This window comes from Streptosporangium sp. NPDC000396, assembly GCF_042898655.1.
Lineage (GTDB): Bacteria > Actinomycetota > Actinomycetes > Streptosporangiales > Streptosporangiaceae > Streptosporangium.
Window position 1 is genome coordinate 90,924 of sequence record NZ_JBIAZA010000009.1, and the last position, 22,365, is coordinate 113,288.

Annotated in this window: 16 protein-coding genes; 9 read left to right on the plus strand and 7 right to left on the minus strand. The window is 69.2% G+C overall.

Going from position 1 to position 22,365, the window contains the following annotated elements:
* Positions 1–52: 52 nt before the first annotated feature.
* Genes ACFY2X_RS16405 through ACFY2X_RS16425 form a run of 5 tightly spaced genes read right to left on the minus strand, consistent with a single transcriptional unit; the run spans position 53 to position 5,628 of the window.
* Complete coding sequence (locus tag ACFY2X_RS16405; protein ID WP_389938792.1) at positions 53–1,012, minus strand: ABC transporter ATP-binding protein; 960 nt, start codon at positions 1,010–1,012, stop codon at positions 53–55.
* Positions 1,012–1,956, minus strand: coding sequence for an ABC transporter ATP-binding protein (locus tag ACFY2X_RS16410; protein WP_389938794.1), 945 nt, complete (start codon positions 1,954–1,956; stop codon positions 1,012–1,014). Before ACFY2X_RS16410 ends, ACFY2X_RS16405 begins: the two co-directional genes overlap by 1 nt.
* Complete coding sequence (locus ACFY2X_RS16415; RefSeq protein WP_389938797.1) at positions 1,946–2,938, minus strand: ABC transporter permease; 993 nt, start codon at positions 2,936–2,938, stop codon at positions 1,946–1,948. The genes ACFY2X_RS16410 and ACFY2X_RS16415 overlap by 11 nt, the downstream gene beginning before the upstream one ends.
* Positions 2,935–3,894 (minus strand): ABC transporter permease, encoded by a 960-nt coding sequence (locus ACFY2X_RS16420; protein WP_389938800.1) that lies wholly within the window; start codon positions 3,892–3,894, stop codon positions 2,935–2,937. Before ACFY2X_RS16420 ends, ACFY2X_RS16415 begins: the two co-directional genes overlap by 4 nt.
* Positions 3,895–3,918: 24 nt before the next feature.
* Positions 3,919–5,628, minus strand: coding sequence for an ABC transporter substrate-binding protein (locus ACFY2X_RS16425; protein ID WP_389938803.1), 1,710 nt, complete (start codon positions 5,626–5,628; stop codon positions 3,919–3,921).
* A gap of 223 nt (positions 5,629–5,851) precedes the next feature.
* Here ACFY2X_RS16425 and ACFY2X_RS16430 point away from each other — a divergent pair, with 223 nt between their 5' ends.
* The 5 genes from ACFY2X_RS16430 to ACFY2X_RS16450 all read left to right on the plus strand — a co-directional run bounded on the left by ACFY2X_RS16430 (position 5,852) and on the right by ACFY2X_RS16450 (position 15,000).
* Positions 5,852–8,176: an immune inhibitor A domain-containing protein gene (locus tag ACFY2X_RS16430; protein WP_389938806.1), complete on the plus strand. Its 2,325-nt coding sequence runs from the start codon at positions 5,852–5,854 to the stop codon at positions 8,174–8,176.
* Positions 8,177–8,267: 91 nt separating this feature from the next.
* Entirely contained in the window at positions 8,268–10,328 is a 2,061-nt protein-coding gene (locus ACFY2X_RS16435; protein WP_389938809.1) for a prolyl oligopeptidase family serine peptidase, read from the plus strand.
* A 69-nt stretch (positions 10,329–10,397) separates the two neighbouring features.
* Positions 10,398–11,516, plus strand: coding sequence for a cellulase-like family protein (locus tag ACFY2X_RS16440; protein ID WP_389938812.1), 1,119 nt, complete (start codon positions 10,398–10,400; stop codon positions 11,514–11,516).
* A gap of 470 nt (positions 11,517–11,986) precedes the next feature.
* Positions 11,987–14,275 carry a M9 family metallopeptidase gene (locus ACFY2X_RS16445; protein ID WP_389938814.1) on the plus strand — a complete coding sequence of 763 codons (2,289 nt, stop codon included), beginning with the start codon at positions 11,987–11,989 and terminating at the stop codon, positions 14,273–14,275.
* A 245-nt stretch (positions 14,276–14,520) separates the two neighbouring features.
* Complete coding sequence (locus ACFY2X_RS16450; RefSeq protein ID WP_389938817.1) at positions 14,521–15,000, plus strand: hypothetical protein; 480 nt, start codon at positions 14,521–14,523, stop codon at positions 14,998–15,000.
* Positions 15,001–15,316: 316 nt separating this feature from the next.
* On the opposite strand, the gene ACFY2X_RS16455 is transcribed toward ACFY2X_RS16450, so the two are convergent.
* Positions 15,317–16,009, minus strand: coding sequence for a response regulator (locus ACFY2X_RS16455; protein ID WP_389938819.1), 693 nt, complete (start codon positions 16,007–16,009; stop codon positions 15,317–15,319).
* Entirely contained in the window at positions 16,006–17,289 is a 1,284-nt protein-coding gene (locus tag ACFY2X_RS16460; RefSeq protein ID WP_389938821.1) for a sensor histidine kinase, read from the minus strand. The genes ACFY2X_RS16455 and ACFY2X_RS16460 overlap by 4 nt, the downstream gene beginning before the upstream one ends.
* 135 nt (positions 17,290–17,424) lie before the next feature.
* On the opposite strand from ACFY2X_RS16460, the gene ACFY2X_RS16465 reads away from it, so the two are divergent.
* The 4 genes from ACFY2X_RS16465 (at position 17,425) to ACFY2X_RS16480 (ending at position 22,173) form a co-directional block, all read left to right on the plus strand.
* Positions 17,425–18,357: an ATP-binding cassette domain-containing protein gene (locus ACFY2X_RS16465; protein WP_389938824.1), complete on the plus strand. Its 933-nt coding sequence runs from the start codon at positions 17,425–17,427 to the stop codon at positions 18,355–18,357.
* Positions 18,354–19,925: an ABC transporter permease subunit gene (locus tag ACFY2X_RS16470; RefSeq protein WP_389938827.1), complete on the plus strand. Its 1,572-nt coding sequence runs from the start codon at positions 18,354–18,356 to the stop codon at positions 19,923–19,925. The genes ACFY2X_RS16465 and ACFY2X_RS16470 overlap by 4 nt, the downstream gene beginning before the upstream one ends.
* The gene (locus ACFY2X_RS16475; protein WP_389938830.1) at positions 19,922–20,698 is read left to right on the plus strand and encodes an ABC transporter permease; all 777 of its coding nucleotides are present in this window, start codon (positions 19,922–19,924) and stop codon (positions 20,696–20,698) included. Before ACFY2X_RS16470 ends, ACFY2X_RS16475 begins: the two co-directional genes overlap by 4 nt.
* A gap of 260 nt (positions 20,699–20,958) precedes the next feature.
* Positions 20,959–22,173 carry an aminotransferase class V-fold PLP-dependent enzyme gene (locus tag ACFY2X_RS16480; RefSeq protein ID WP_389938833.1) on the plus strand — a complete coding sequence of 405 codons (1,215 nt, stop codon included), beginning with the start codon at positions 20,959–20,961 and terminating at the stop codon, positions 22,171–22,173.
* Positions 22,174–22,365 lie beyond the last annotated feature (192 nt).

The window sequence follows — 22,365 nt, forward strand, 5'->3', positions numbered from 1 at the left end:
CCCCCGGGCCAACCGGGAGCGCCCCTTCGTCCCGATCGGGGGGTTCCCGGGGTCAGTCGGGAAAGTGGCAGGCGACCTGCCGTTTCTCGTGGATCCGCAGGACCGGGCTCTCCTCCGCGCAGAGCCGGGTGGCCTTCGGGCAGCGGGGATGGAAAGTACAGCCCGAGGGCGGATTCGCCGGGGAGGGCAGATCTCCGTGCAACACGATGCGTTCCCTCTTGCGCTCGACCTTCGGGTCGGGCACGGGCACCGCCGAGAGCAGAGCCTTCGTATACGGGTGAGCGGGACGCCGGTAGATCTCGTGCTTGTCCCCGATCTCCACGATCCGGCCGAGATACATCACCGCGACCCGGTCGCTCACCCGGCGCACGACGGACAGGTCGTGGGCGATGAAGATGTAGGTCAGCCCGAGCTCGCGTTGGAGCTCCTCCATCAGGTTGACGATCTGCGCCTGCACGGAGACGTCCAGCGCCGACACCGGCTCGTCGGCGATGACCAGCTTGGGCCGGGTGGCCAGGGCTCGCGCGATGCCGATGCGCTGGGCCTGGCCCCCGGAGAACTCGTGCGGGTAGCGGTCGATGTGCTCGGGGATCAGGCCGACCAGTTCCAGCAGTTCCCTCACCTTCGCACGCACCCCTGAGACGCCCTGGACGACCAGCGGGTTCGCGATGATCTGGCCGACGGTCTGCCTGGGGTTCAGCGACGAGTACGGATCCTGAAAAATCATCTGAAGGTCGCGGCGAAGCGGGCGCATCTCCCCCTGGCTCAGGTGGGTGACGTCCCTGCCCTCGAAGGTGATCGAGCCGGCGGTGGGTTCCAGCAGCCGCACGATCATGCGGCCTGTCGTGGACTTTCCGCAGCCGGACTCCCCGACCAGGCCGAGCGTCTCGCCCTGCCGTACCTCGAAGGACACCCCGTCGACCGCCCGCACCGCGAGGCCGCGGCGGCGGGCGAAGGGGACTTTGAGGGGAAAGCTCATGCGCAGGTCGGCCACCCGCAGCAGGTCGTCCATCAGGAGCTCCCAAGGTGGCAGGCGGCGAGGTGGCCGGGAGACGTCTGGGTGAGAAGCGGCAGGTCCCGCTCGCAGACCTCCATGCGCTGCGGGCATCGGGGGTGGAACGGGCAACCGGGCGGCGGCGTCAGCAACGACGGCGGGGAGCCGGGGATCGTGCGCATGGGCGTGTCGTCGTCTTCGTCCAGGCGGGGCAACGAGTCGAGGAGGCCGCGGGTGTAGGGGTGCCGGGACCCGTCGAAGATCTCGTCGGCGGAGGCCTGCTCGGCGACGCGCCCGCCGTACATGACCAGCACCTCGTCGGCGACCCGGGCCACCACGCCGAGGTCATGTGTGATCATGACGACCGCGAGCCCGCGGTCGTCCTGGATCCTCTTGATCAGTTCGAGGATCTGGGCCTGCACGGTCACGTCGAGCGCGGTCGTCGGCTCGTCCGCGATGAGCAGGTCCGGCTCGCAGGCCAGGGCCATCGCGATCATCACCCGCTGGCGCATGCCGCCGGAGAACTGGTGAGGGTAGTCCCCCGCCCGGTCCTCCGGCGACGCGATGCCGACCTCGGCGAGCATCTCCACCGCGCGCTTCCTGGCGGCCCGGCGCGAGGCCTTGAAGTGGAGCCGGTAGGCCTCGGCGATCTGCTCGCCCACGGTGTAGTGGGGATGGAGCGACGACAGCGGATCCTGGAAGATCATCGCCATCCGGCGGCCCCGCAGCCTGCGGAGGGTCTCCGGCGGGGCCCCCACGAGTTGCTGCCCGTCGAAAAGGATCTCCCCGGACACCTCGGCCCCGCGATGCAGGCCCATGACGGCGAGGCTGGTGACCGACTTGCCGGAGCCGGACTCGCCGACGATGCCGAGCGTGTGGCCCTTGTCCAGGCGGAAGCTGACGCCCTCGACCGCCCGCAGCCCGCCGAAGGCCACCCCGAGGCCCTTGATCTCAAGAAGCATGTCTCACCCTGGGGTCTACGACGCCGTAGAGCAGGTCCACGACCAGGTTGGCGATGACGATGAAGAACGCGGCGAGCAGCGTCGTGCCGAGCACCACCGGGTGGTCCTGGGCGGTGATGCTGTTCACGGTCAGCTTGCCGATGCCGGGCAGGCCGAAGATGGACTCGGTGATGATCGCGCCGCCCATCAGCCCGCCGAGGTCCATTCCGAAGATGGTCACGATCGGGGTGAGCGCGGCCCGGAGCCCGTGCTTGACCACGACGGTCCGCTCGTGCAGGCCCTTGGAGCGGGCGGTGCGGATGTACGGCTCGCCCATCGTCTCGATCATGGAGGAGCGGCTCTGCCTGGCGTACATGGCGGCGGACAGGATCGCCAGCGCGATCCAGGCGAGCACCAGGTTCTGCGCCCAGGCCAGCGGGCCCTCGCCGAACGGGGTATAGCCCGGGTACGGCATCAGCTCCAGCACCTGGACCACCACGTAGAGAAGCATCGGCCCGACGAAGTAGATGGGCAGGGCCGCCGCGGCGACGGCCGACACGACCAGCGTCCGGTCCAGCAGGGTGTCCTTGCGCAGGGCCGACACGACGCCGACGCTCAGCCCGCCGATCATCCAGAGCGTGGCGGCCCCGACGGCCAGGGAGAAGGTCACGGGCAGGCTCTCCAGGAGGAGGTCCCAGACCGGCTGGCCGCTCTGCCAGGAGTAGCCGAGGCAGGGGAAGCCGCATTCGATCGCGTACTGGCCGGTGCCCAGGGTCCGCCCGGCGAAGATGCCGGTCACGTAGTCGAAGAACTGGGCGGGGATCGGCCGGTCCAGGCCCATCTGGTTGCGGATCTCGGCGATCCGCTCGGGGGAGCAGCTCTTGCCGCAGGCGGTGATGGCCGGGTCGGTGGGCAGCAGGTAGAAGATGACGAAGGTGACCGCGCAGATCACCAGCAGGACGCCGGCGACCGCGGCCAGGCGGCGCGCGAGGTAGAGGATCATTTGCGGGCGCCCTTGGGGTCGATGGCGTCCCTGAGCCCGTCACCCAGCAGGCTGAATCCCAGGACGACGAGGAACAGGCACAGGCTGGGGATGACGAAGTACATCGGGTCGACCTGGTAGTACGTCACCGCGTTGGAGAGCATCTCCCCCCACGAGGGCGTCGGTGGCCGGATGCCGATGCCGAGGTAGGAGAGTGCCGCCTCGGCGCTGATCAGGCCGGGGACGAGCAGCGTCGCGTAGGCGATGATCGGTCCGGCGACGTTGGGCAGGATCTCTTTCAGCAGGATTCTGTGGTCGCGGGCGCCGCTGGTCTTCGCCGCGTCCACGAACTCCCGCCGCTTGACCGAGAGCGTCTCGCCCCTGACGATGCGCGCGATTCCGGGCCAGCTGAAGAATCCGATCACGGCGATGAGCAGGACGATCCGGTTGACGTCCGGGGTCACCGCCATGATGGCGATCATGAAGATGAGACCGGGGAAGGACATCAGCAGGTCGATGAGCCGGCTGATCACCGTGTCGACCCAGCCTCCGAAGTAGCCGGCCGCGATGCCGAAGAACATGCCGAGCGCCATCACGACCGCCGCGCTGGTGAAGGCGATGAACAGGGAGACCTGGGCGCCCTGGACGATCCGGCTGAAGATGTCCCTGCCGCTGACCGGCTCGACGCCGAACCAGTGCTCGGCGCTGATCCCGCCCAGGGCCCCCTTGGGGATCCCGGCGAGGTTGGCGTCGATGGCGGTCTTGTCGGGCTGGGCGGGGTCCCAGCCGCTCAGCGCGGTGAGCAGCGGGGCCGCCAGGGCGACGACAAGGAAGAAAATCACGATACCGAGGCCGGTCATCGCGGCGCGGTTCGCGCGGAGACGGTCAAGGACGAGCCCCCAGGGGGAACGCCCTGCCGGGGGGGCGGAATCTCCCGCCGCCCCGGCCGTCTCCGCCACGTCGAGCGGAGTCTGCATGCGTGTCCTCTTGCTGGAAGCTCGTTACTTGGAAAGGCTCGGGTTCTTCAGGCCGATCACGCCGAGGTCGGGGTTGCCCTCCCAGATCGGGTGGCCCACGGCGCCCGCGACGTTCGAGCCGAACAGGTTGTTCTGCTTGGCCCACTGGTACGGCACGGCGGGCGACTTCGACATGATCAGATCCTCGAGGCCGAGCCATGCCTTGTTCGCGGCCGTGGCGTCGGTCATCGCGTTGATCTCATCGATCTTGGCCATGACCTCCTTGTCCTTGAAGAAGGAGTTGTTGCCGCCGTTGAAGTTCTCGGTGATCGTGCGGCCGTCGAAGATGATCGGCAGGAAGGTCGAGCCCGACGGGTAGTCGGGGCACCAGCCACCGAACTGGATGTCGGGCGCCTTGGTGGGGTCGCTGGTGATGCCGCCGACGGCCGAGGCCTCGACCAGGTCGATCTGGACGTCGATGCCGGCCCGTTTGAGCGCGACCTGGAGCGCCTCCGCTCCGGGCTTGCCACCGGTGGATGTCACCAGCTTGACCTTCAGGCCACTGGCGACCCCGGCTTCGGCGAGCAGGGACTTGGCCTTCTCCACGTCTCCGGTCGGCGGGATGCGCAGGATGTCGCGTTTCACGCCACCGGTGAGGCCGGGCGGCAGGATCGCGCCCGCGATCTCGGCGATCTGGGGGCCGCCCGACGTCGTCTGCAACGCCTCCTTGTCGACGGCGTACTGCACGGCCATGCGGACCTTCGGGTTGTCGAAGGGGGCGCGCGAGGTGTTCAGGTACACCATGCCCGTGCAGCCGTCCACCGAGCTGACCATCCGCTTCTGAATCTGCGGGTTGGACAGGACCTTGGGCAGGCTCGCGAGCGCGACGTCGACGTAGCCCACCGCCGAGCGGTCGGGACCTTGGTCGGCGATGAGCCGGGTGTCGATGGTGCCGCCGCCCACCGTCTGCTTGACGACGATCCTGTCGGGATAGGCCTTGCGCACCTCGTCGGTGGCGGGGTCCCAGTTCTCGTTGCGGACCAGGGTCAGCTCGGCCTTGCGCTGGTACTTCTCGATCTTGTAGGGGCCCGAGGAGAAGGGGCGGCTGTCGTAGTCGACGCCCTTGTCCTGCGCCTGCGGCACCGGCGAGAACGTCGGCAGCGTCACCGTCTGGCCGAACTCGGCCACCGGACGTTTGAGCTTGAAGATGATCGTCTTGTCGTCCGGGGTCTCGATCGAGGACAGGTGCTCGCCCTTGAGCGGGCCCTTGTACTTCTCCCCTCCCGCGAGATAGAGGATGGCGTAGTTGGGGCCACCGGGAAGCTCCGGAGAAAATGAACGTTCAACGTTGTATTTGATGTCCTGCGCCTTTATGGGCGTTCCGTCCTCGTATTTCAGGCCGTCCTTAAGTGTGAACTTCCAGACCTTGCCCCCTTCGGAGGGCGTGCCGAGGTCGGTGGCCAGGTCGGGCACGATCTCCGCGCTGCCCGCCTTGTAGGTGGTCAGCGTGCGATAGAGAAGCCGGGCACCGAAGCCCATGTCCCGCATGGTCCAGTTGCGCGCGGGGTCGAGATGCACGAAGTCCTGATTGGACAGGACATAAAGGGTTCCGCCCTTGACCGGCCCCTCGCCCGATGTCGTGGTTCCCGCGGCGTTGTTCTTCCCCGAGTTTCCCCCGCCGGAGCAGGCGGCGAGCCCGAGCACGAGCGTGGTGGCGAGCGCGAGCAGACGCACGCCGCCCTTGGTTCCAGCCATATGTCACCCCAAGTGGACCGCTTAAACGATCTGAGTGACCCGTAACATAATAATGTGAAATAGCACTAGCAAGCGGCGTTACCGACTCGTAGCCTGCGGGTGTCACCAAGGGTTCAATTACTTCGCATCCACCCCTACCGCAAGATTACTAACATGTGACATATTACGCGCGATCACCCGTGCGGCCGGACCCTCCGGCCCATTACGGAAGGAATCCCCCCGCGTGCGTAAGCTCACCGCCATGCTCGCAATCGGGCTGGCCGGAACGTTCCTGGGCGCCTCGACGATGCCCGGACTCGCCTCCGCCGATCCGAGACCGACGCCCACCCCCTCGACGAAGGTCACCGCCACCCCGCCGGGCGAGGGGCGCCACCAGGACACCCTCAACCCGATCGCCGTGCAGGAGCGTGCCCTGCGGGACAAGGCCATGGAGCAGGTGCTCTCGGGCCCCACGATGAGCGCGCGCGCCTCCGGCAAGGTGAAGGTCGGCGGCGAGTACGTCGAGCTCGCCCTCGAACGCAAGGACAAGATGTTCACCGTCCTCGCCGAGTTCGGCGACAAGATCGACAACCAGACGGTGCACAACGGCCAGATCCGCTACGGTGGCGTGCCCGGCCCGCTGCACAACCAGATCCCGAAGCCGCAGCGAAGCTACGACAACCACACGCTCTGGCAGCGGGACTTCAACCGGGCCTACTACCAGGACATCTACTTCAACGACGCCGAGGGCGCCAACTCCCTGCGCAACTTCTACCAACTGCAGTCCGCGGGCCGTTACGACTTCGACGGCTACGTCTCCGACTGGGTGAAGGTCCCCTACAACGAGTCCCGGTACGGCACGCCGCGCTGTGACAGCGGCCTGGACTGCGACACGCCCCTGTTCGACTTCGTCAAGGACTCCGCCAACGCCTGGTACGACGCCGAACGCGCCAAGGGCCGCAGCGTCGAGGACATCACGGCGGAGCTCAAGAGCTTCGACGTCTGGGACCGGTACGACTACGACTTCGACGGGAACTTCAACGAGCCCGACGGCTACATCGACCGTTTCCAGGTGATCCACGCCGGCGTCGACCAGACCTGGGGCGGGGGTGCGCAGGGCGCCGACGCGCTCTGGGCGGTCAGCCACGACGCCTACTGGGACCAGCGCGGGCGCACAGGCCCCGCGGGCAACCTGCGCGGCGGCACCCAGATCGGCGACACCGGCATCTGGGTCGGCAAGTTCCTGACCGCGGGCGAGAACAGCGGCGTCGGCCTGATCTCCCACGAGTACGGCCACGACCTGGGCCTGCCCGACCTGTACGACGGCGGCGGCACCAACAGCGTCGAGTTCTGGTCGCTCATGTCGAGTGGCTCCTACCTCGGCAAGAAGGACGGGCAGACCGGGGAGTTCCCCGGGGACCTGGACGCGTGGAGCAAGCTGCGGCTCGGCTGGCTCAGCTACGACAGGGCCAAGGCCGCCACCGCCTCCACCCACACCCTCGGGGTGAGCTCCTACAACACCGCCGATCCGCAGGCCGTCATCGTCGACCTGCCGCCGCACACGGTCACCACCGAGCTGGCCGACCCCGCCCAGGGGTCCTTCCAGTGGTGGAGCGGCAAGGGCGACTACCTCAACGAGACGCTCACCCGCGAGCTCGACCTCACCGGGCTGACGACGGCCAAGCTCGACGCCAAGGTCTGGTACCAGATCGAGCAGGACTTCGACTATCTCTACGCCGAGGTCTCCGAGGACGGCAAGGTGTGGAAACCGGTCGGCGGCACCGTCGGCGGGCAGCCGATTCCCTCCGTCAACGGTGTTCCCGGGATCACCGGTCGCAGCGGCTGGACCGACCTCAGCCTTCCCCTGGACGCCTACGTGGGCAAGAAGATCCAGTTCCGGTTCCGCTACTTCACCGACACCAACACCACCGAGAACGGCTTCCTCGTCGACTCCATCACCGGCGTCGTCCAGGACGACGTCGAGAACGGCGACAACGGCTGGACCGCCGTGGGCTTCAGCCGTACCGGAAAGACCGGCAAGAAAGATCACCCACGCGCCTACATCGCCGAGAACCGGCGTTACGTCGGCTACGGCGCCTACCTCAAGACCGGTCCGTACAGCGCGGGCTTCTCCAACGACCCCGCGCGACGGGAGATCTACGAGCGCTACCCCTACCAGGACGGCCTGCTCGTCTGGCTGTGGGACACCTACTACACCGACAACGCCACCCGTAACCACGTCGGCGAGGGCATGATCCTGCCGATCGACGCCCATGCCGTACCGCTGCTCTGGAAGGACTACACCAAGGTCAACAGCCGGATCCAGGCGTTCGACGCGACCTTCGGGCCGACCCCGACCGACCGGGTGGTGCTGCACAAGGACGGCACGAAGACGATCTTCCCGGCGCTGCCGGGGGCTTCCTCCTTCAACGACCACACCGGCGTCTACTGGTACAGCACCAACCCCCAGCAGGGCGTCATCCCGCCCGACACCAATACCAGGATCGACGTGGTGAAGGAAGCGAACAAGGGCCTGCGAACCACCATCAAGGTGGGTCCGGCCTCCTAAGGAACCCGGGTCCGCCGCGCTCAACGGGCCCCACCCCCGCGGCGGACCCGGCCACTCGCGACATTTCATATAATGTGATATTTCACACTTTATGGAATTTCTCCCCCTGAGCACGAGAACCGGACGTTTCACTTACGGCTCCCCTCGCGCGCTGACCGTCTCCCCCGACGGCTCGCTCGTGCTGTTCCTGCGTTCCACCGGACCGGAGGACCCGGTCGAACGGCTGTGGGCGATGGACGTCGCCACCGGAAACGAGCGGTTGCTGGCCGACCCCGAGAACCTCGGCGCCGACGGCCGCGCCGGCCTGCCGCCGGAGGAGCGCGCCCTGCGCGAGCGCCTGCGCCTGTGGGCTCCGGGAATCGGCTCCTACTCCACCGACGCGAACTGCTCGGTCGCCGTGTTCACCCTGGGTGGACGGCTGTTCAGGACCGACGTCGCCACGGCCCGGACCGAGGAGCTCCCCGTGGCCGGGCCCGCGTTCGACCCCCGCGTCTCGGCGGGCAGGATCGCCTACGTGTCCGGCGGACGGCTGCACGTGATCGACGGCGGTCGCAGCCGGATCCTCGCCTCGGAGTCCCATGTCACCTGGGGCGTCGCGGAGTTCGCCGCCGCCGAGGAGCTCAATCGGCACCGCGGCCACTGGTGGTCGCCCGACGGCTCCGCGCTGCTGGCCACCCGGGTGGACGAGCGGCACATCCCGCGCCGCCACCTGGCCGACCCCGCCCATCCCGAGAACTCCACGCCGACGGCGCCCTACCCCCAGGCGGGCGGGCCCAACGCGAGCGTCGAGCTGCACCTCCTCGGGCTGGACGGCTTCCGGACCCAGATCCTGTGGGACGCCACCCGGTTCCCCTACCTGTCCGACGTGGACTGGAGCGAACCCGACCGGCCGATGATCACGGTGCTGGACCGGCTCCAGCAGAACGGCCTCCTCCTGGCCGTCAACCCGGTCACCGGCACCACCTCGCCCCTGCTGGAGCTGTCCGATCCGCTCTGGATCGAGAACGTCCCCGGCACGCCCGCGATCCTGCCCGACGGCCGGGCGCTGACGACCGTGGAATCGGGCGGCACCCGCGCCCTCGCCCTGGACGGCACCGTGATCACGCCGCCGTCGCTGTACGTCCGCAAGGTGGCCGGGTGGTATGACGACGACCTGCTGATCGAGGCCAGTGAGAGCGAGCCGGCCGAGCAGCATGTCTACCGCCTGCGTACCGACGGCACGCTGGCCAGGATCACCCACGGGCAGGCGGTGCACAGCGCGCTGTGCGGCGGCCCGACGGTCCTGATCACCAGCGGATCGCTGGAGACCATGCGGACCTCCAGGACCGTGTACGGCGAGGCCGCCACGACGGAGGTGCGCGACCTGTCGGCGACGCCGCCCTGCCGGCCGCGCCCGATCCTGGAGCGCGTGACCCGGCACGGCCTGCCCGCCAGCGTGCTCTATCCCAGCGGGCACGTGGCGGGGGAAAAGCTCCCGGTACTGGTGGACGTGTACGGCGGGCCGGGATACCAGGCGATCGGCCTGGAGCCGGGCCGGTGGATCCGCAAGCAGTGGTGGGCCGATCAGGGCTTCGCGGTGGTGACGATCGACAACCGGGGCACGCCGAACGTGTCGGCCGACTTCGACCGGGCGATGTTCCGCAAGTTCTCGCAGGTGGTCCTGGACGACCAGGTCGACGGTCTGATGGAACTGGCGGCCAAGCATCCCGACCTGGACATCTCCAGGGTCGGCGTGCGCGGCTGGTCGTTCGGCGGGTATTTCGCCGCGCTGGCCGTACTCCGGCGGCCCGATGTCTATCACGCGGCCTGCGCCGGCGCCCCGCCCACCGACTTCCGCTGGTACGACACCGCCTACACCGAGCGCTACCTCGGCCTACCGTCGGAGAACCCCGCCGGGTACGAGGCCGACTCGCTGATCTCCGACGCGCCCGGGTTGCGAAGGCCGCTGCTGCTCATCCACGGGCTGGCCGACGACAACGTCTATCCCCTGCACACCCTGCGGCTGTCGGACGCGTTGACCAGGGCCGGGCGGCCGCACTCCACGCTCCTGCTCCCCGGGGTGAGCCATATGACGCCGGACGGCGTGGCCGAGAACCTGATGGCCGTCGAGCTGGACTTCCTCCGCCGCACCCTCGGCATTGAACGTTCATAGTCCAGGCCGTTGACCACCGCCCCTTCATGATCTAGCGTCCAGCCTGACCGGACAGACCGGAAGGGCTTCATGATGGGTCTCGGTGGCTCCACCCGTCCTCACGCGATCGCTATGTGGGCCTTCTGCTGGCTGGAGCGGCGCTGGCCTGGCGCCGGGTTCGAGGATTGGGCGCGGGCTCTTGACGAGCTGGTGGAACGCGGCTACGACGCCGTGCGCATCGACGCCTACCCCCACCTGCTCGCCGAGGGCCCCGAGGCCACCTCGCGGCTGCTGCCGATCTGGACCGAGCACGACTGGGGCAGCCCGCTGCCGGTCGACGTCCAGGTTCAGCCCGCGCTCAACGAGTTCATCGGGCTCTGCGCGGAGCGCGGCGTGCGCGTCGGCCTGTCCAGCTGGTTCCGGCAGGACACCACCGGCGCGCGCATGAAGATCCGGACCGCCGCCGACCACGCGGCGGTCTGGATCACCACCCTGCGCTCCATCGCCGACGCCGGGTTGCTGGACAACGTGTTCTATCTGGACCTGTGCAACGAGTGGCCGGACATGGACTGGGCCCCGTTCCTGTACGACTGGTCGGGCGGGGAACCGGAGCGGCTGTCCCGGACCGACCCGATCATCCGCGACTGGACGAAGGAGGCCTTCGCGGCGATCCGCGAGGAGTTCCCCGGCATCCCGCTCTGCTTCTCGGCCTCACACGAGCTGGCGAGCTGGGCCGACCAGGACGTCTCCGGCTACGACCTGCTGGAGCCGCACCTGTGGATGGCGCACAGCGGCCAGACCGGCTTCTACCCCGAGCTGGGTTACGACGCCGGCGCCTCCTACTTCGACTGGAGGCAGTACGCCATCCTCTGCGACAGGGCCCCCGCGCTCTACGCCGAGCAGCGCGAGCGCTGGCAGGCCGAGCTGGTCTCCAAGGTCGAGAACGCCGCGGCATGGTCACGCGCCAGCGGTAAACCACTGATGACCACCGAGTGCTGGGCGATCATCAACTGGAAGGACGGCCCGGGGCTCGACTGGGGCTGGATCAAGGAACTGGCCGAGCTCGGCATCGCCACAGCGCTCGCGACCGGTCGCTGGACGGCGCTGGCCACCAGTAACTTCTGCGCCCCGCAGTTCCGCGGCATGTGGGACGACGTGGCCTGGCATCAGCGCATGACGACTCTGATCAGGTCCGCAGGCGCGGCGTGATCAGAAGACCGGCGGTCGCGACGCCACCGCCGGTCCCGTCCCGCAGATCATGCTCGGCTCCGTCCGCGTGCCCGTCCGAGGCGTCGTGCCGGGGAGCCCGGCGGTTCGCGTGATCCGCCGCGCGGGTGTCCCCGGCACGATGTGATCCCCCCGCGGCGCCCGGCCGCGATCGTGCGGGCGGCCGGTGGAGGAGCACCCGGCGATCGGCTTAGGGACGCCGGTGGCGGTGTCCGAAACTTCTCCTGATCACCGGCTCGTGCGACGTTGTTCGTGACGCTGCGCTGTATGAACGTTCACAAAATGATCCTTGCACATGCATGACACATATGTCATTTTACATGTCATATAGCGAATAGTGGCTGGCCGAGAATCGGGGGCCGGTCGCGCCGCTCCCCCACCCCCAGGAGCCGGCAGTGCAAAAAACAGCGTTCTTACGCAGATCAGCGACGAAAGCGGCTTTTGTCGCCTTGATGCTCGGGCTCGGAGCAGGCACACAGGGCATGCTCTCGACGGCCGCCGCGGCCGGGACGCCCCCCAGCGTGACCTCCCCCAAGAGCACGCCGAAGGCCGTCGAGCCACCGCCCGCCCGTGACGTCACCGGCAGGGACCTCGGCCTGCCGGCCCATGAGCAACGCACCACGCAACCGATTGAGGAACGCGCGCCCCTGCCCGCGTCGAAAGACGAGTTACGGCGAGATTACGACGTCCCGGGCACCCTGAAGATCACTCAGAAGAGGCCGTCGGACAGCGGCCAGAAGGCCAAGACGGCGGCCCAGCTGGAGGCCGCGGTCGCCGAGACCTGCAACGTCTCCGACTTCACCGGCAACACGGGTGACGCCCTGGTCGCCGCGATCAAGGCGTCCACCACAAGCTGCGTCAACACGCTGTTCACCCTGACCGGGACCGACGCCGCGGGTGCCTTCCGCGAGGCGCAGATGGTCACCGTGGCCAACGCCTACAGGACCGGCGCGCTGTCCTACACCGGCGACAACAGCAACAACATCGCCCAGCTCGTGCTCTACCTGCGCGCCGGTTACTACGTGCAGTGGTACCACAAGGAGGACGTCGGCCCCTACGGCGACGCGCTGCGGAACGCGATCAGGCCCGCCCTCGACGCGTTCTTCGCCTCCGGTCACTCCCGCGACGTCACCAACGCCAACGGCGAGATCCTCGGCGAGTCCGTCACCCTGGCCGACAGTGCCGGAGAGAACGCCCGCTACCTCGACGTCGTCAAGCGGCTGCTCAACGACTACAACAGCTCCTACAACGACTTCTGGTGGATGCGGAACGCGGTCAACGCCGCCTTCACGGTGCTGTTCCGCGGGCACTGGATCGCGGAGTTCGTCTCGGCCGTGCAGTCCGACCCCAGCGTGCTCGACACCCTCCAGTCGTTCGCGTCCCGCCACCTCGACCTGCTCGGCACCGATTCGGCCTTCCTCACCCGGAACGCCGGCCGCGAACTGGCCCGCTTCCTGCAGCACGGCACGCTGCTGGACACGGTCCGGCCGAAGGTCAAGTCCCTGCTGGACCAGACCTCCATCACCGGCAGGACGGCGCCGCTCTGGGTCGGCCTCGCCGAAATGGCCGACTACTACGACCGGGCGAACTGCTCCTACTACGGCGTCTGCGACCTGGCGAACCGGTTGAAGGCGGCCGCGCTGCCGGTCAGCCACACCTGCAGCCCCAGCCTCCGCATCCTGGCCCAGGAGATCAACTCCGAGCAGCTCTCCGCGACCTGCGCCAGCCTGCAGAACCAGGACGCCTTCTTCCACAACCTCCTCGCCACCGGTGGCCGGCCGGTGGCCGACGACAACAACACCACTCTTGAGGTGGTCGTCTTCAACTCCCCCGCCGACTACCAGACCTACGCCGGATCGATCTACGGCATCGACACCAACAACGGTGGCATGTATCTCGAGGGCAACCCCTCGGCGGCGGGCAACCAGCCCCGGTTCATCGCCTACGAGGCCACCTGGGCGCGCCCGGCCTTCGAGATCTGGAACCTCAACCACGAATACACCCACTACCTCGACGCCCGGTACGACATGTACGGCGACTTCGCCGCCGGATCGACGACACCGACGGTCTGGTGGGGCGAGGGCGTCGCCGAATACGTGTCCTGGTCCTACCGGAACCAGCCCAACACCGCCGCGTCCACCGAGGCCGGCAAGCACACCTACAAGCTCAGCCAGCTCTTCGACACCGTCTACGGCCAGGGCGAGACGCGCATCTACACCTGGGGTTACCTCGCGGTCCGCTACATGTTCGAAAGGCAGCGGGCCGACGTCGGCACGCTGCTCGGCCACTACCGCACGGGCAACTGGAACGCCGCCAGGACCTTCCTCACCTCGCTCAACCACGACGCCGACTGGGACACCTGGCTGACCGCCTGCGCCGCGGGCGGATGCGCGGGCTCGCCCACCCTGCCGGACTGCCCCGGCCAGGACACCCGCACCATGGACAAGAACTGCAAGCGCACCAACGTCTCCCACACCGATCAGAACTACGCCTACTTCTACATCTGGATCCCCCAGGGCACGACTCAGCTCAAGATCACCGCATCTGGCGGCACCGGCAACGCCGACCTGTACTTCAACAAGGGCAACTGGGCGCTGACCAACTCCCACACCGCGAAATCCACCAATTCCGGTAACAGCGAGACACTGACCGTCACCGATCTCAACACGAACGGCTGGAACTACTTCAGCCTTTACGGTGTCACCAACTTCAGCGGTGTGACCATCACCAGCGAATACTGATCCACCCCTCACTCTCCGGTGCGGTTCGAGCGCGACCTTTCGCGCTCGAACCGCACCTTTCTTATATCCACCCGTCCCATTCCCCCGGTTTTAGGCTGTCCAATTAGAACGTTCTAATCTTTCCATGTGATTCGCATCCCATTTCCCCGATGATCATCGTTAGGACATGTCACGTGTGACATAGTACTAATACCGAGCGGGCGGCATCGGGGCCGCCCGCTCGCGATCACCAAAGGGGAAATTCGTTGAAGCAGATCGTCAAGCGTGGCGCCGCAGTGCTCGCAGCAGGTGTGGCGATGGCGGGGGCGCTCGCGGTGAGCAGCCCGGCATCCGCCGCCACGACTACGACCACCTGCAGTAACACCGTCCTGATCTCGGGCCTGAACACCAAGGCCTGCGTGGATGTCACGGGCACCCAGGCGCGGTTCTACGGCGTCGTCAGCGCTCCCGGCATCGCGGAGCCGGGTCCGGGCGGCGTCATCACGCCGCAGCGCGCCGACGTGGAGGTGTCCGGTCAGGTCGTCGGTGGCCTGTTCCTCGGCTCCCGGCGGCAGGCGGTGAGCATCTGGAACAACAGCGTGACCGTCGAGGGCGTCACCGCGACCGCTCCCTGCGGGTCGACGGTTCGCTCCGAGGTCAAGCTGTCGCAGGGCCCGGTGGGCCCCGGCGGGGCCGGCTTCTACGGCCCGTCGTCCGTCTCGGTGGACGTGCCGGTCAGCTGCTGAAACAGATGAACAGATAGACGGTGGGGGCGCGGAACGACCGTTCCGCGCCCCCACGCGCATGCCCGCACCTGTTCCACGCCTTCACACGCGCCCACGCCTTTGGAACGAGTCAGATGAAAACACCCTTTTCTGCACTCTTCATCGAGCACCGTTCCCTTATTTTCGGTCATCCCTTTCACCGGCCTTCACCGTGGAAGCCCTCCTGTGGCTGGAACGTGCCAGGGAGACAAGGAAGCGGAGCCGTAAACCGGTGACCGGATTCTTCCGCCCAAGGTTCGCCCGCCGCCGGTTTCACCCGCGTCGCGGTCACATTCCCTCACGCACGATCGCGGGAACGCGGCACGACCAGACCCGTTTCGTACGCGGCGACGACCGCCTGTGTCCTGTCGCGCAGTCCGAGCTTGTTCAGCACTCGGCTCACGTGCGTCTTGACGGTCTCCTCGGTGACCGTCAACCGGCCGGCTATCTCCGGATTGGACAGGCCCTCGGCGACCAGCCGCAGAACCTGCGTCTCGCGAGGGGTGAGCGCGGCGAGCGAGGCCGCGGCGGAGGCGTCGGGCTTGGGATGCAGGAGGGCGAACTCGCCGATGAGGCGGCGGGTGATCGCGGGAGCCAGGAGTGCCTCGCCGGCGGCGATGACGCGTACCGCGTCGAAGAGCCGCTCGGCGGTGACGTCCTTGAGCAGGAATCCGCTGGCTCCGGCACGGAGCGCGTCGTAGACGTATTCGTCCAGGTCGAAGGTCGTCAAGATGAGGACGCGCGGCCCGGCGGTCGCGAAGCCGGCGAGCCGCCTGGTGGCTTCGATGCCGTCCATGACCGGCATGCGGACGTCCATGAGGACGACGTCGGGCGACAGCTCGCGGCACAGCCGTACCGCCTCGGCCCCGTCGCGGGCGGTGCCGACGACGGTGAAGTCCGGCTGGGTGCCGAGCAGCTCGGCGAATCCGGTGCGAACCACCGGATGGTCGTCGGCGACGACGATCCGGATCACCGGGGACGGGTCGTTCATCCGGCCGTCTCTCCCTTTCCTGGCAGGTGCGCCTCGACGAGGAAGCCTCCGCCGGTGGCGGGACCGGTGCGCAGTTCGCCGCCGACGGCCGCGGCGCGTTCTCGCATGCCGGACAGCCCGTGACCACCGGCCGGCGCCGCGGCGCGAGGACCGGGTCCGTTGTCGCGGACGAGCAGGCGCAGGGTGTCGCCGCCGTAGTGCAGTTCCACGTCGACGGCGGCGCCAGGCGCGTGCCGCCGGGCGTTGGTGAGGGCTTCCTGGATGATGCGGTAGGCCGCGAGCTCGATGCCCGGGTCGAGCGTGACCGGCGGCCCGCTCAGGATGAGACGGGTGCCCGTCCCCGAGGCGTCCCGTGACGCGTCGAGCAGTTCGTTGAGCTCCGGCAGGCGCAGGCCCGGCTGGGGCCGCCAGTCTCCCGCGCCCGCCCCCGCGTCTTCGCGCAGCACGCCGAGCAGCCGCCGCATCTCGGTCAGCGCCGCCCGGGCGGTGTCGCCGATGGCCGACAGCCGCTCCGCGCCGGCGACCGGCATCCCCGGGACGGCCAGCCGCGCCGTCTCCGCCTGCACCGCGACCATGGAGATGTGGTGGGCGACGACGTCGTGCAGCTCGCGGGCGATGCGCGCGCGCTCACCGCGCGCGGTGTGCTCCAGCAGGGTGTCGGCGACGACCTGCCGGGCGGCGGTGTTCTCCAGGGCCTCGATGCGCGCCCGCCGTGCGATCCCGGTCAGCGCCGCCGCCGGGGCCAGGGAGGCCAGGAGCAGGGTGAGCACCCGCGTCTCGCCGACCGCCGTACCGGCAAGCGCCAGCACCGGGAACGGCACGGCGAGAAGCACGGCGGGCGCCTGCGAGCCGGCGCGGCCGAACCGGTAACCGGCGACCAGCTGCGCGGCCACGCCCGCCACGGTCAGCGTCTGGAAGGCCGTGAGTGACAGCAGGCTCGTCGCGGAGACGATCGCGGCGGCCGCGGCCGGCTGCCCCCACAGGAACGCGACGGGCAGCGTGGTGGCCAGGCCCAGCAGACCGGACACCACGAGGTACAGCGCGGTGCCGGTGTTTCCGGGCGGAGGCGCGCTTCCGTCGTGCGGAATCGTCTCACCCACCGGCGCGCTCACGACGTACCCGAACGAATACGCCGGCGACGCGCCCCGGGCATGGGCGATCGATTCGGCCAGCGCGAGCAGTGCCAGCAGTACGCCGACCGCCATGGGCACGTGGGGAACCGCGGCGACACGCCGCCATCTGGCGGCCCATCCGCCGTGACGGCCGTACGTCTGATCCACGCAGGACATTCTCGCGGTCGCCCGGCGTTCCGGCATCCCTCGCGTGAGGGACGAGGTCTCCCTCATGCCAGCGACGGCGAAGATCGCTCGGCGGCGGGACGACCCGCACCCCTGCCGCTGCCTAATCTGCTTGGCATGCAAGCAACCATCGAAGTCATCGGGCTGCGCAAGCGGTTCGGCCAGACCACGGCGTTGGACGGGATGTCCTTCACCGTGAGGCCGGGGCAGGTCACCGGTTTCGTCGGCCCCAACGGCGCGGGGAAGTCCACCACGATGCGGGTGATCCTCGGCCTGGACGCGGCCGACGAGGGCAGCGCGCTGATCGGCGGACAGCCGTACAAAAGCCTGCACACCCCCCTGCGTCATATCGGGGCGCTGCTGGACGCCGCCGCGCTGCAGCCGAGCCGCAGCGCCCGTGACCATCTGCTGTGGCTGGCCCACTCCCAGGGGCTGGGCGCCAAGCGGGTCGATGAAGTGATCGAGCAGGTCGGCCTGCGATCGGTGGCCCGCCGCAAGGCGGGGGGCTTCTCGCTGGGCATGCGCCAGCGGCTCGGGATCGCCGCGGCGCTGCTCGGCGACCCGCCGGTGCTCATGCTCGACGAGCCGGTCAACGGCCTGGACCCCGAGGGCATCGTGTGGATACGCGGCTTCCTGCGGTCGCTGGCCGCGGAGGGCCGCGCCGTCCTGGTGTCCAGCCACCTGATGAGCGAACTGCAGGACACCGCCGGCCATCTCGTGGTGGTGGGCCGCGGCCGGGTCGTCGCGGACACCAGCGTGGCCGACCTGATCGCGACCGCGTCCAACGGCCGGGTCACGCTGCGCACCACGGCGCGGTCGGAGGCGATGGCGACGCTGGCGCACGCCGGCGCCACCGTGGCCACCGCCGACCGCGACACGCTCACCGTCTCCGGGCTGGCGGCAGAGCGCGTCGTGGCGCTCCTCAACGCGGACGCGGTGCCGTTCTCCGAGGTGGCGGCCCATCGCGCGACGCTGGAGGAGGCCTACATGGACCTCACCCGGGACGCGGTCGAGTTCCGCGCGACCGTGGGCCGGGAGGCGGCGCGATGACCGCCGGTACCGTCACCCCGTACCGCTCGGACCTGCGAGCCGGGCGCGACCGCTTCACGAACCTGCTGCACGCGGAGTGGACCAAGTTCCGGACGGTCCGCGGCTGGGTGATCGGCATGGTGGTCGCGGCGCTGGTCACCGTGCTGCTCGGGGTGGTCACCGCGTCAGGCAACCACACATCGTGCGGCAACGGCCCGGTCGAGATCGCCTGTCCTGTCCCTCCGGTGGGGCCGGAGGGTGGAGCGGTGAACGACAAGTTCTACTTCGTGCACAGACCGCTGACCGAAGACGGCGGCATCACCGTCCGCGTGACCTCCATGACCGGCAGGATTCGCCTGCCCGACGTCACCCCGGGGGTCAGAAACGAGGTCTCCGGCCTCACCCCGTGGGCGAAGGCCGGGGTCATCATCAAGGACGGCACCCGGCAGGGCTCTCCCTACGCGGCGGTGATGGTCACCGCCGAGCACGGGGTGCGGATGCAGCACAACTTCGTCCACGACATGGCCGGCCGCCCGGGCGGCGTCTCGAAGGCGTCCCCGCGCTGGCTGCGGCTGATCCGCTCCGGTGACACGCTCACCGGCTACGAGTCGGCCGACGGTGCGCGATGGGCCAAGGTCGGTACGGTCCGCCTGCCCGGACTGCCGTCCACCGTGCGCATCGGGATGTTCACCGCCTCCCCGGGTGATCTGAAGGTGACCCAGGGCGATTTCGGCGGGGTCATCGTGGCGGGGCGCTTCGCCGAGGCCACCGCCGTCTTCGACCAGGTCGGCGTGGAAGGTACGGCGAACGATGCGTGGCGCCACGACGACATCGGAGTCACCAAAGGCCCTGAGGGATCCCATCATCCAGGCAGGTTCGAACAGTCCGGCGGCACGTTCAGCGTGACCGGAGTCGGGGACATCGGGCCGGGCGACGAGGGCAGGACCATCGAGAGCACCCTTTCCGGTGTGCTGGCCGGGCTGATCGTGGTGATCGTGATAGCGGTGATGTTCATCACCGCCGAATACCGGCGGGGCCTGATCCGCACCAGCCTGCTGGCCAGCCCGCGGCGCGGCCGGGTGCTGGTGGCGAAGGCCGTGGTGATCGCCGCGGTGACCTTCGTCGCGGGGCTGGCCGCCGCCGGCGTCGCGGTCCCGCTCGGCACACGTATCCTGCGCGCCAACGGCAACTACGTCCTTCCGGTGAGCACGCTCACCGAGGTGCGCGTGGTGGCCGGCGTCGCGGCGCTGCTCGCGGTCGCCGCCGTCTTCGCCCTCGCCCTTGGCTCCCTGCTGCGGCGCGGCCCCGTGGCGATCACCATCGCCCTCGCGGCGGTCATCCTGCCCCAGATCCTCGCGACCGCCTCCGTCCTGCCCGTGGGTGTGGCACAGTGGCTGCTGCGGCTCACCCCGGCCGCCGGCTTCGCGATCCAGCAGAGCATCCCGGAGTACGCGCACGTGCTCGGCTATCACTCCCCTCAAGGCGGCTACTACCCGCTGGCGCCGTGGGCCGGCTTCGCCGTGTCCTGTGGCTATGCCGCGCTCGCCCTCGGCCTGGCCGTCGTCCGACTGCGCCGGAGGGACGCATGAGACGGGGACTGCACGCGGAGTGGACCAAGCTGCGCACCACGGCCGGAACCGGCTGGATGCTGCTCGCCCTCGTCGCGCTGACCGCGGCCGCGAGCACCGCGGCGACCGCGACCGTTTCCTGCCCGTCGACGGGATGCAATCACGACGCCGTCAAACTCAGCCTCATCGGGGTCCAGGCGGGCCAGGCGGTCGTCGCCGTCCTCGCCGTGCTGGCGATCAGCGGCGAGTACGGCACCGGCATGATCCGCACCACCCTGACGGCGATGCCGCGCCGGATCACCGTCCTGGCCGCCAAGGCGGCCGTCCTCACCGGCCTGACGCTGGTCGCGGGGAGCGTCGCCGTACTCGGGTCCGTGCTGGCCGGGCGGCTCATCCTGCCCGGCAACGGCTTCACTCCCGCGCACGGCTACCCGCTCCTTTCCCTGGCCGACGGGCCGACGTTCCGCGCCGCCGCCGGCTCGGTGCTCTACCTCATGCTGATCGCCCTGCTCAGCCTCGGCGTCGCCACCGCCGTACGGAACTCGGCGGCGGCCGTCGGGGTCGTGTTCGGCCTGGTCTATGTCCTGTCGGCCCTTCCTTTCATGGTCTCCGACCCGGACTGGCAGCTGCTCCTGTGGCGGATCTCGCCGATGAACGCGGGGCTCGCCGTCCAGGCCACCACCCACCTCGACACCCTGCCCCTCAGCCCGTGGGCAGGCCTCGGCGTGCTCACCGCGTGGGCCGCTGCGGCGCTCCTGGGCGGCGGCCTGCTGTTCCGGACGCGCGACGCGTGAATGACACCCCGGGTGCGTGGAGCGTGCCGCACGCCGTACGCATCCGGGGTGACCTTCATGTGCCGTTATCGAATTTTGTCCTGTCCCTATCTTGCCGAGAGTCCCATTCGGCGTGATATGAACGTTCAAACAAAATTCTCCCGCCGCCAGTAGCGCCCGACAGGATCGAGATCCGGTTCCCGGGCAAGGCCGCGGCTCTCACCTGCCCGAATCCACGAAACACATTCTCCTTCCGGAGGTTTTCCAGGGTGCCCCCTGCAGTGAATTTGAACGTTCAAATCAGCTGGGACAGCTATTTGGCCCAGTTCGGCGAGCCTCCCGGCTACGTCGACTTCGCCAGGGTCGGCCCGACCTCGCACGAGGTCGCGATGATGGTCATCGAGACCGCCCGGCTGAGCAGGGGCGACTCGTCAGTGGCTTTGACCTGGTTCGAGGGCGTCACGGCCGACGCGCGTTCCTCGGCGGCGAGGCTGCTGCGAGCGGAAGAACACGAGGTGGCCTTCGTCTCCTCCACCAGCCACGGCCTGTTCGCCGCCGCGGCGGCGCTGCCCGCGGGGGGCGCGATCCTCGTCCCCCGCGGCGAGTTCCCCGCCAACGTCTACCCCTGGCTACGCCTGGCGGAACGCGGCGGCCCGCAGGTGCGCTGGATCGACTCCCTTCGCGTCACCCCGGAGATCATCGCCGAACACCTCGACGACTCCGTGGGGGCTCTCACGGTCAGCGCCGTCGACGCGCTGACCGGATACCGGGCCCCGCTGGGCGCCCTGAAGGAGGTGCTCGGCCCCGATCGCCTGCTGATCGTGGACGCGATCCAGGGGCTCGGCGCCGTACCGCTGGAGGTCGAGGCCGCCGACATACTCGTCTGCGGCGGGCAGAAATGGCTGCGGGCCGGCTGGGGCGCGGCGCTGCTGCTCATCCGCGACCGGGTGGCCGGCAGGCTCCTGCCGGGGCTCGGCGGCTGGTCCGGCGTCGAGAATCCGTTCGGCACCGGCGGCGCCCAGGACGGTCTCCCGCCCGGCGCGGAAAGCCACTCCCCGCGCGACACGTCAGGTCCTTCCCCACTCGGCACGGCAGACCACCCTCGCCCGCCGTTGCCCGGGGCGATCGCCCACACCTTCACCAACCCCGACTTCCCCGCCGTCGCGGCCCTGGGCACCGCGATCGACCTCGTGCTGGGCGTGGGGACCACGGCGATCGGCGACCAGATCACGGAAACCCTGGGCGTCATGCTCGACACCGCCCGCAGCGCCGGGGCACAGGTGCTGCTGGACGACCTGCCCGCCACCGAACGCGGCGGCATCGGCTCCTTCCGGCTCCCCGGGCGCGACCCGCTCGAGGTCCAGCGGGCGCTGTCCGACGCGGGGCTCGTGACCACGGCCCGCAACGGCTGGGTCCGTCTCTCCCCGCACGCCACCACCCCGAATGAGGCGGCCCAGCGCCTCGCCTTCGGACTGCGCACGGTGGGTGAGTCATGAACGCTCCCCCCACGTGCGCGGCAGGTGGACCCGCAGCACCTCCCACCACGGCCGGCGAACCGCCGGCGCTCCTCACCACGGCTGGCGGCCCCCACCGGGACCGCCCGGTTCACCGGCTGAACGATCCGTTCCGGCTTCGGTGCCCTTCGTCGAACACCGCTTCCTCTCATCGGGCGCCGCCTGTCACCGGCA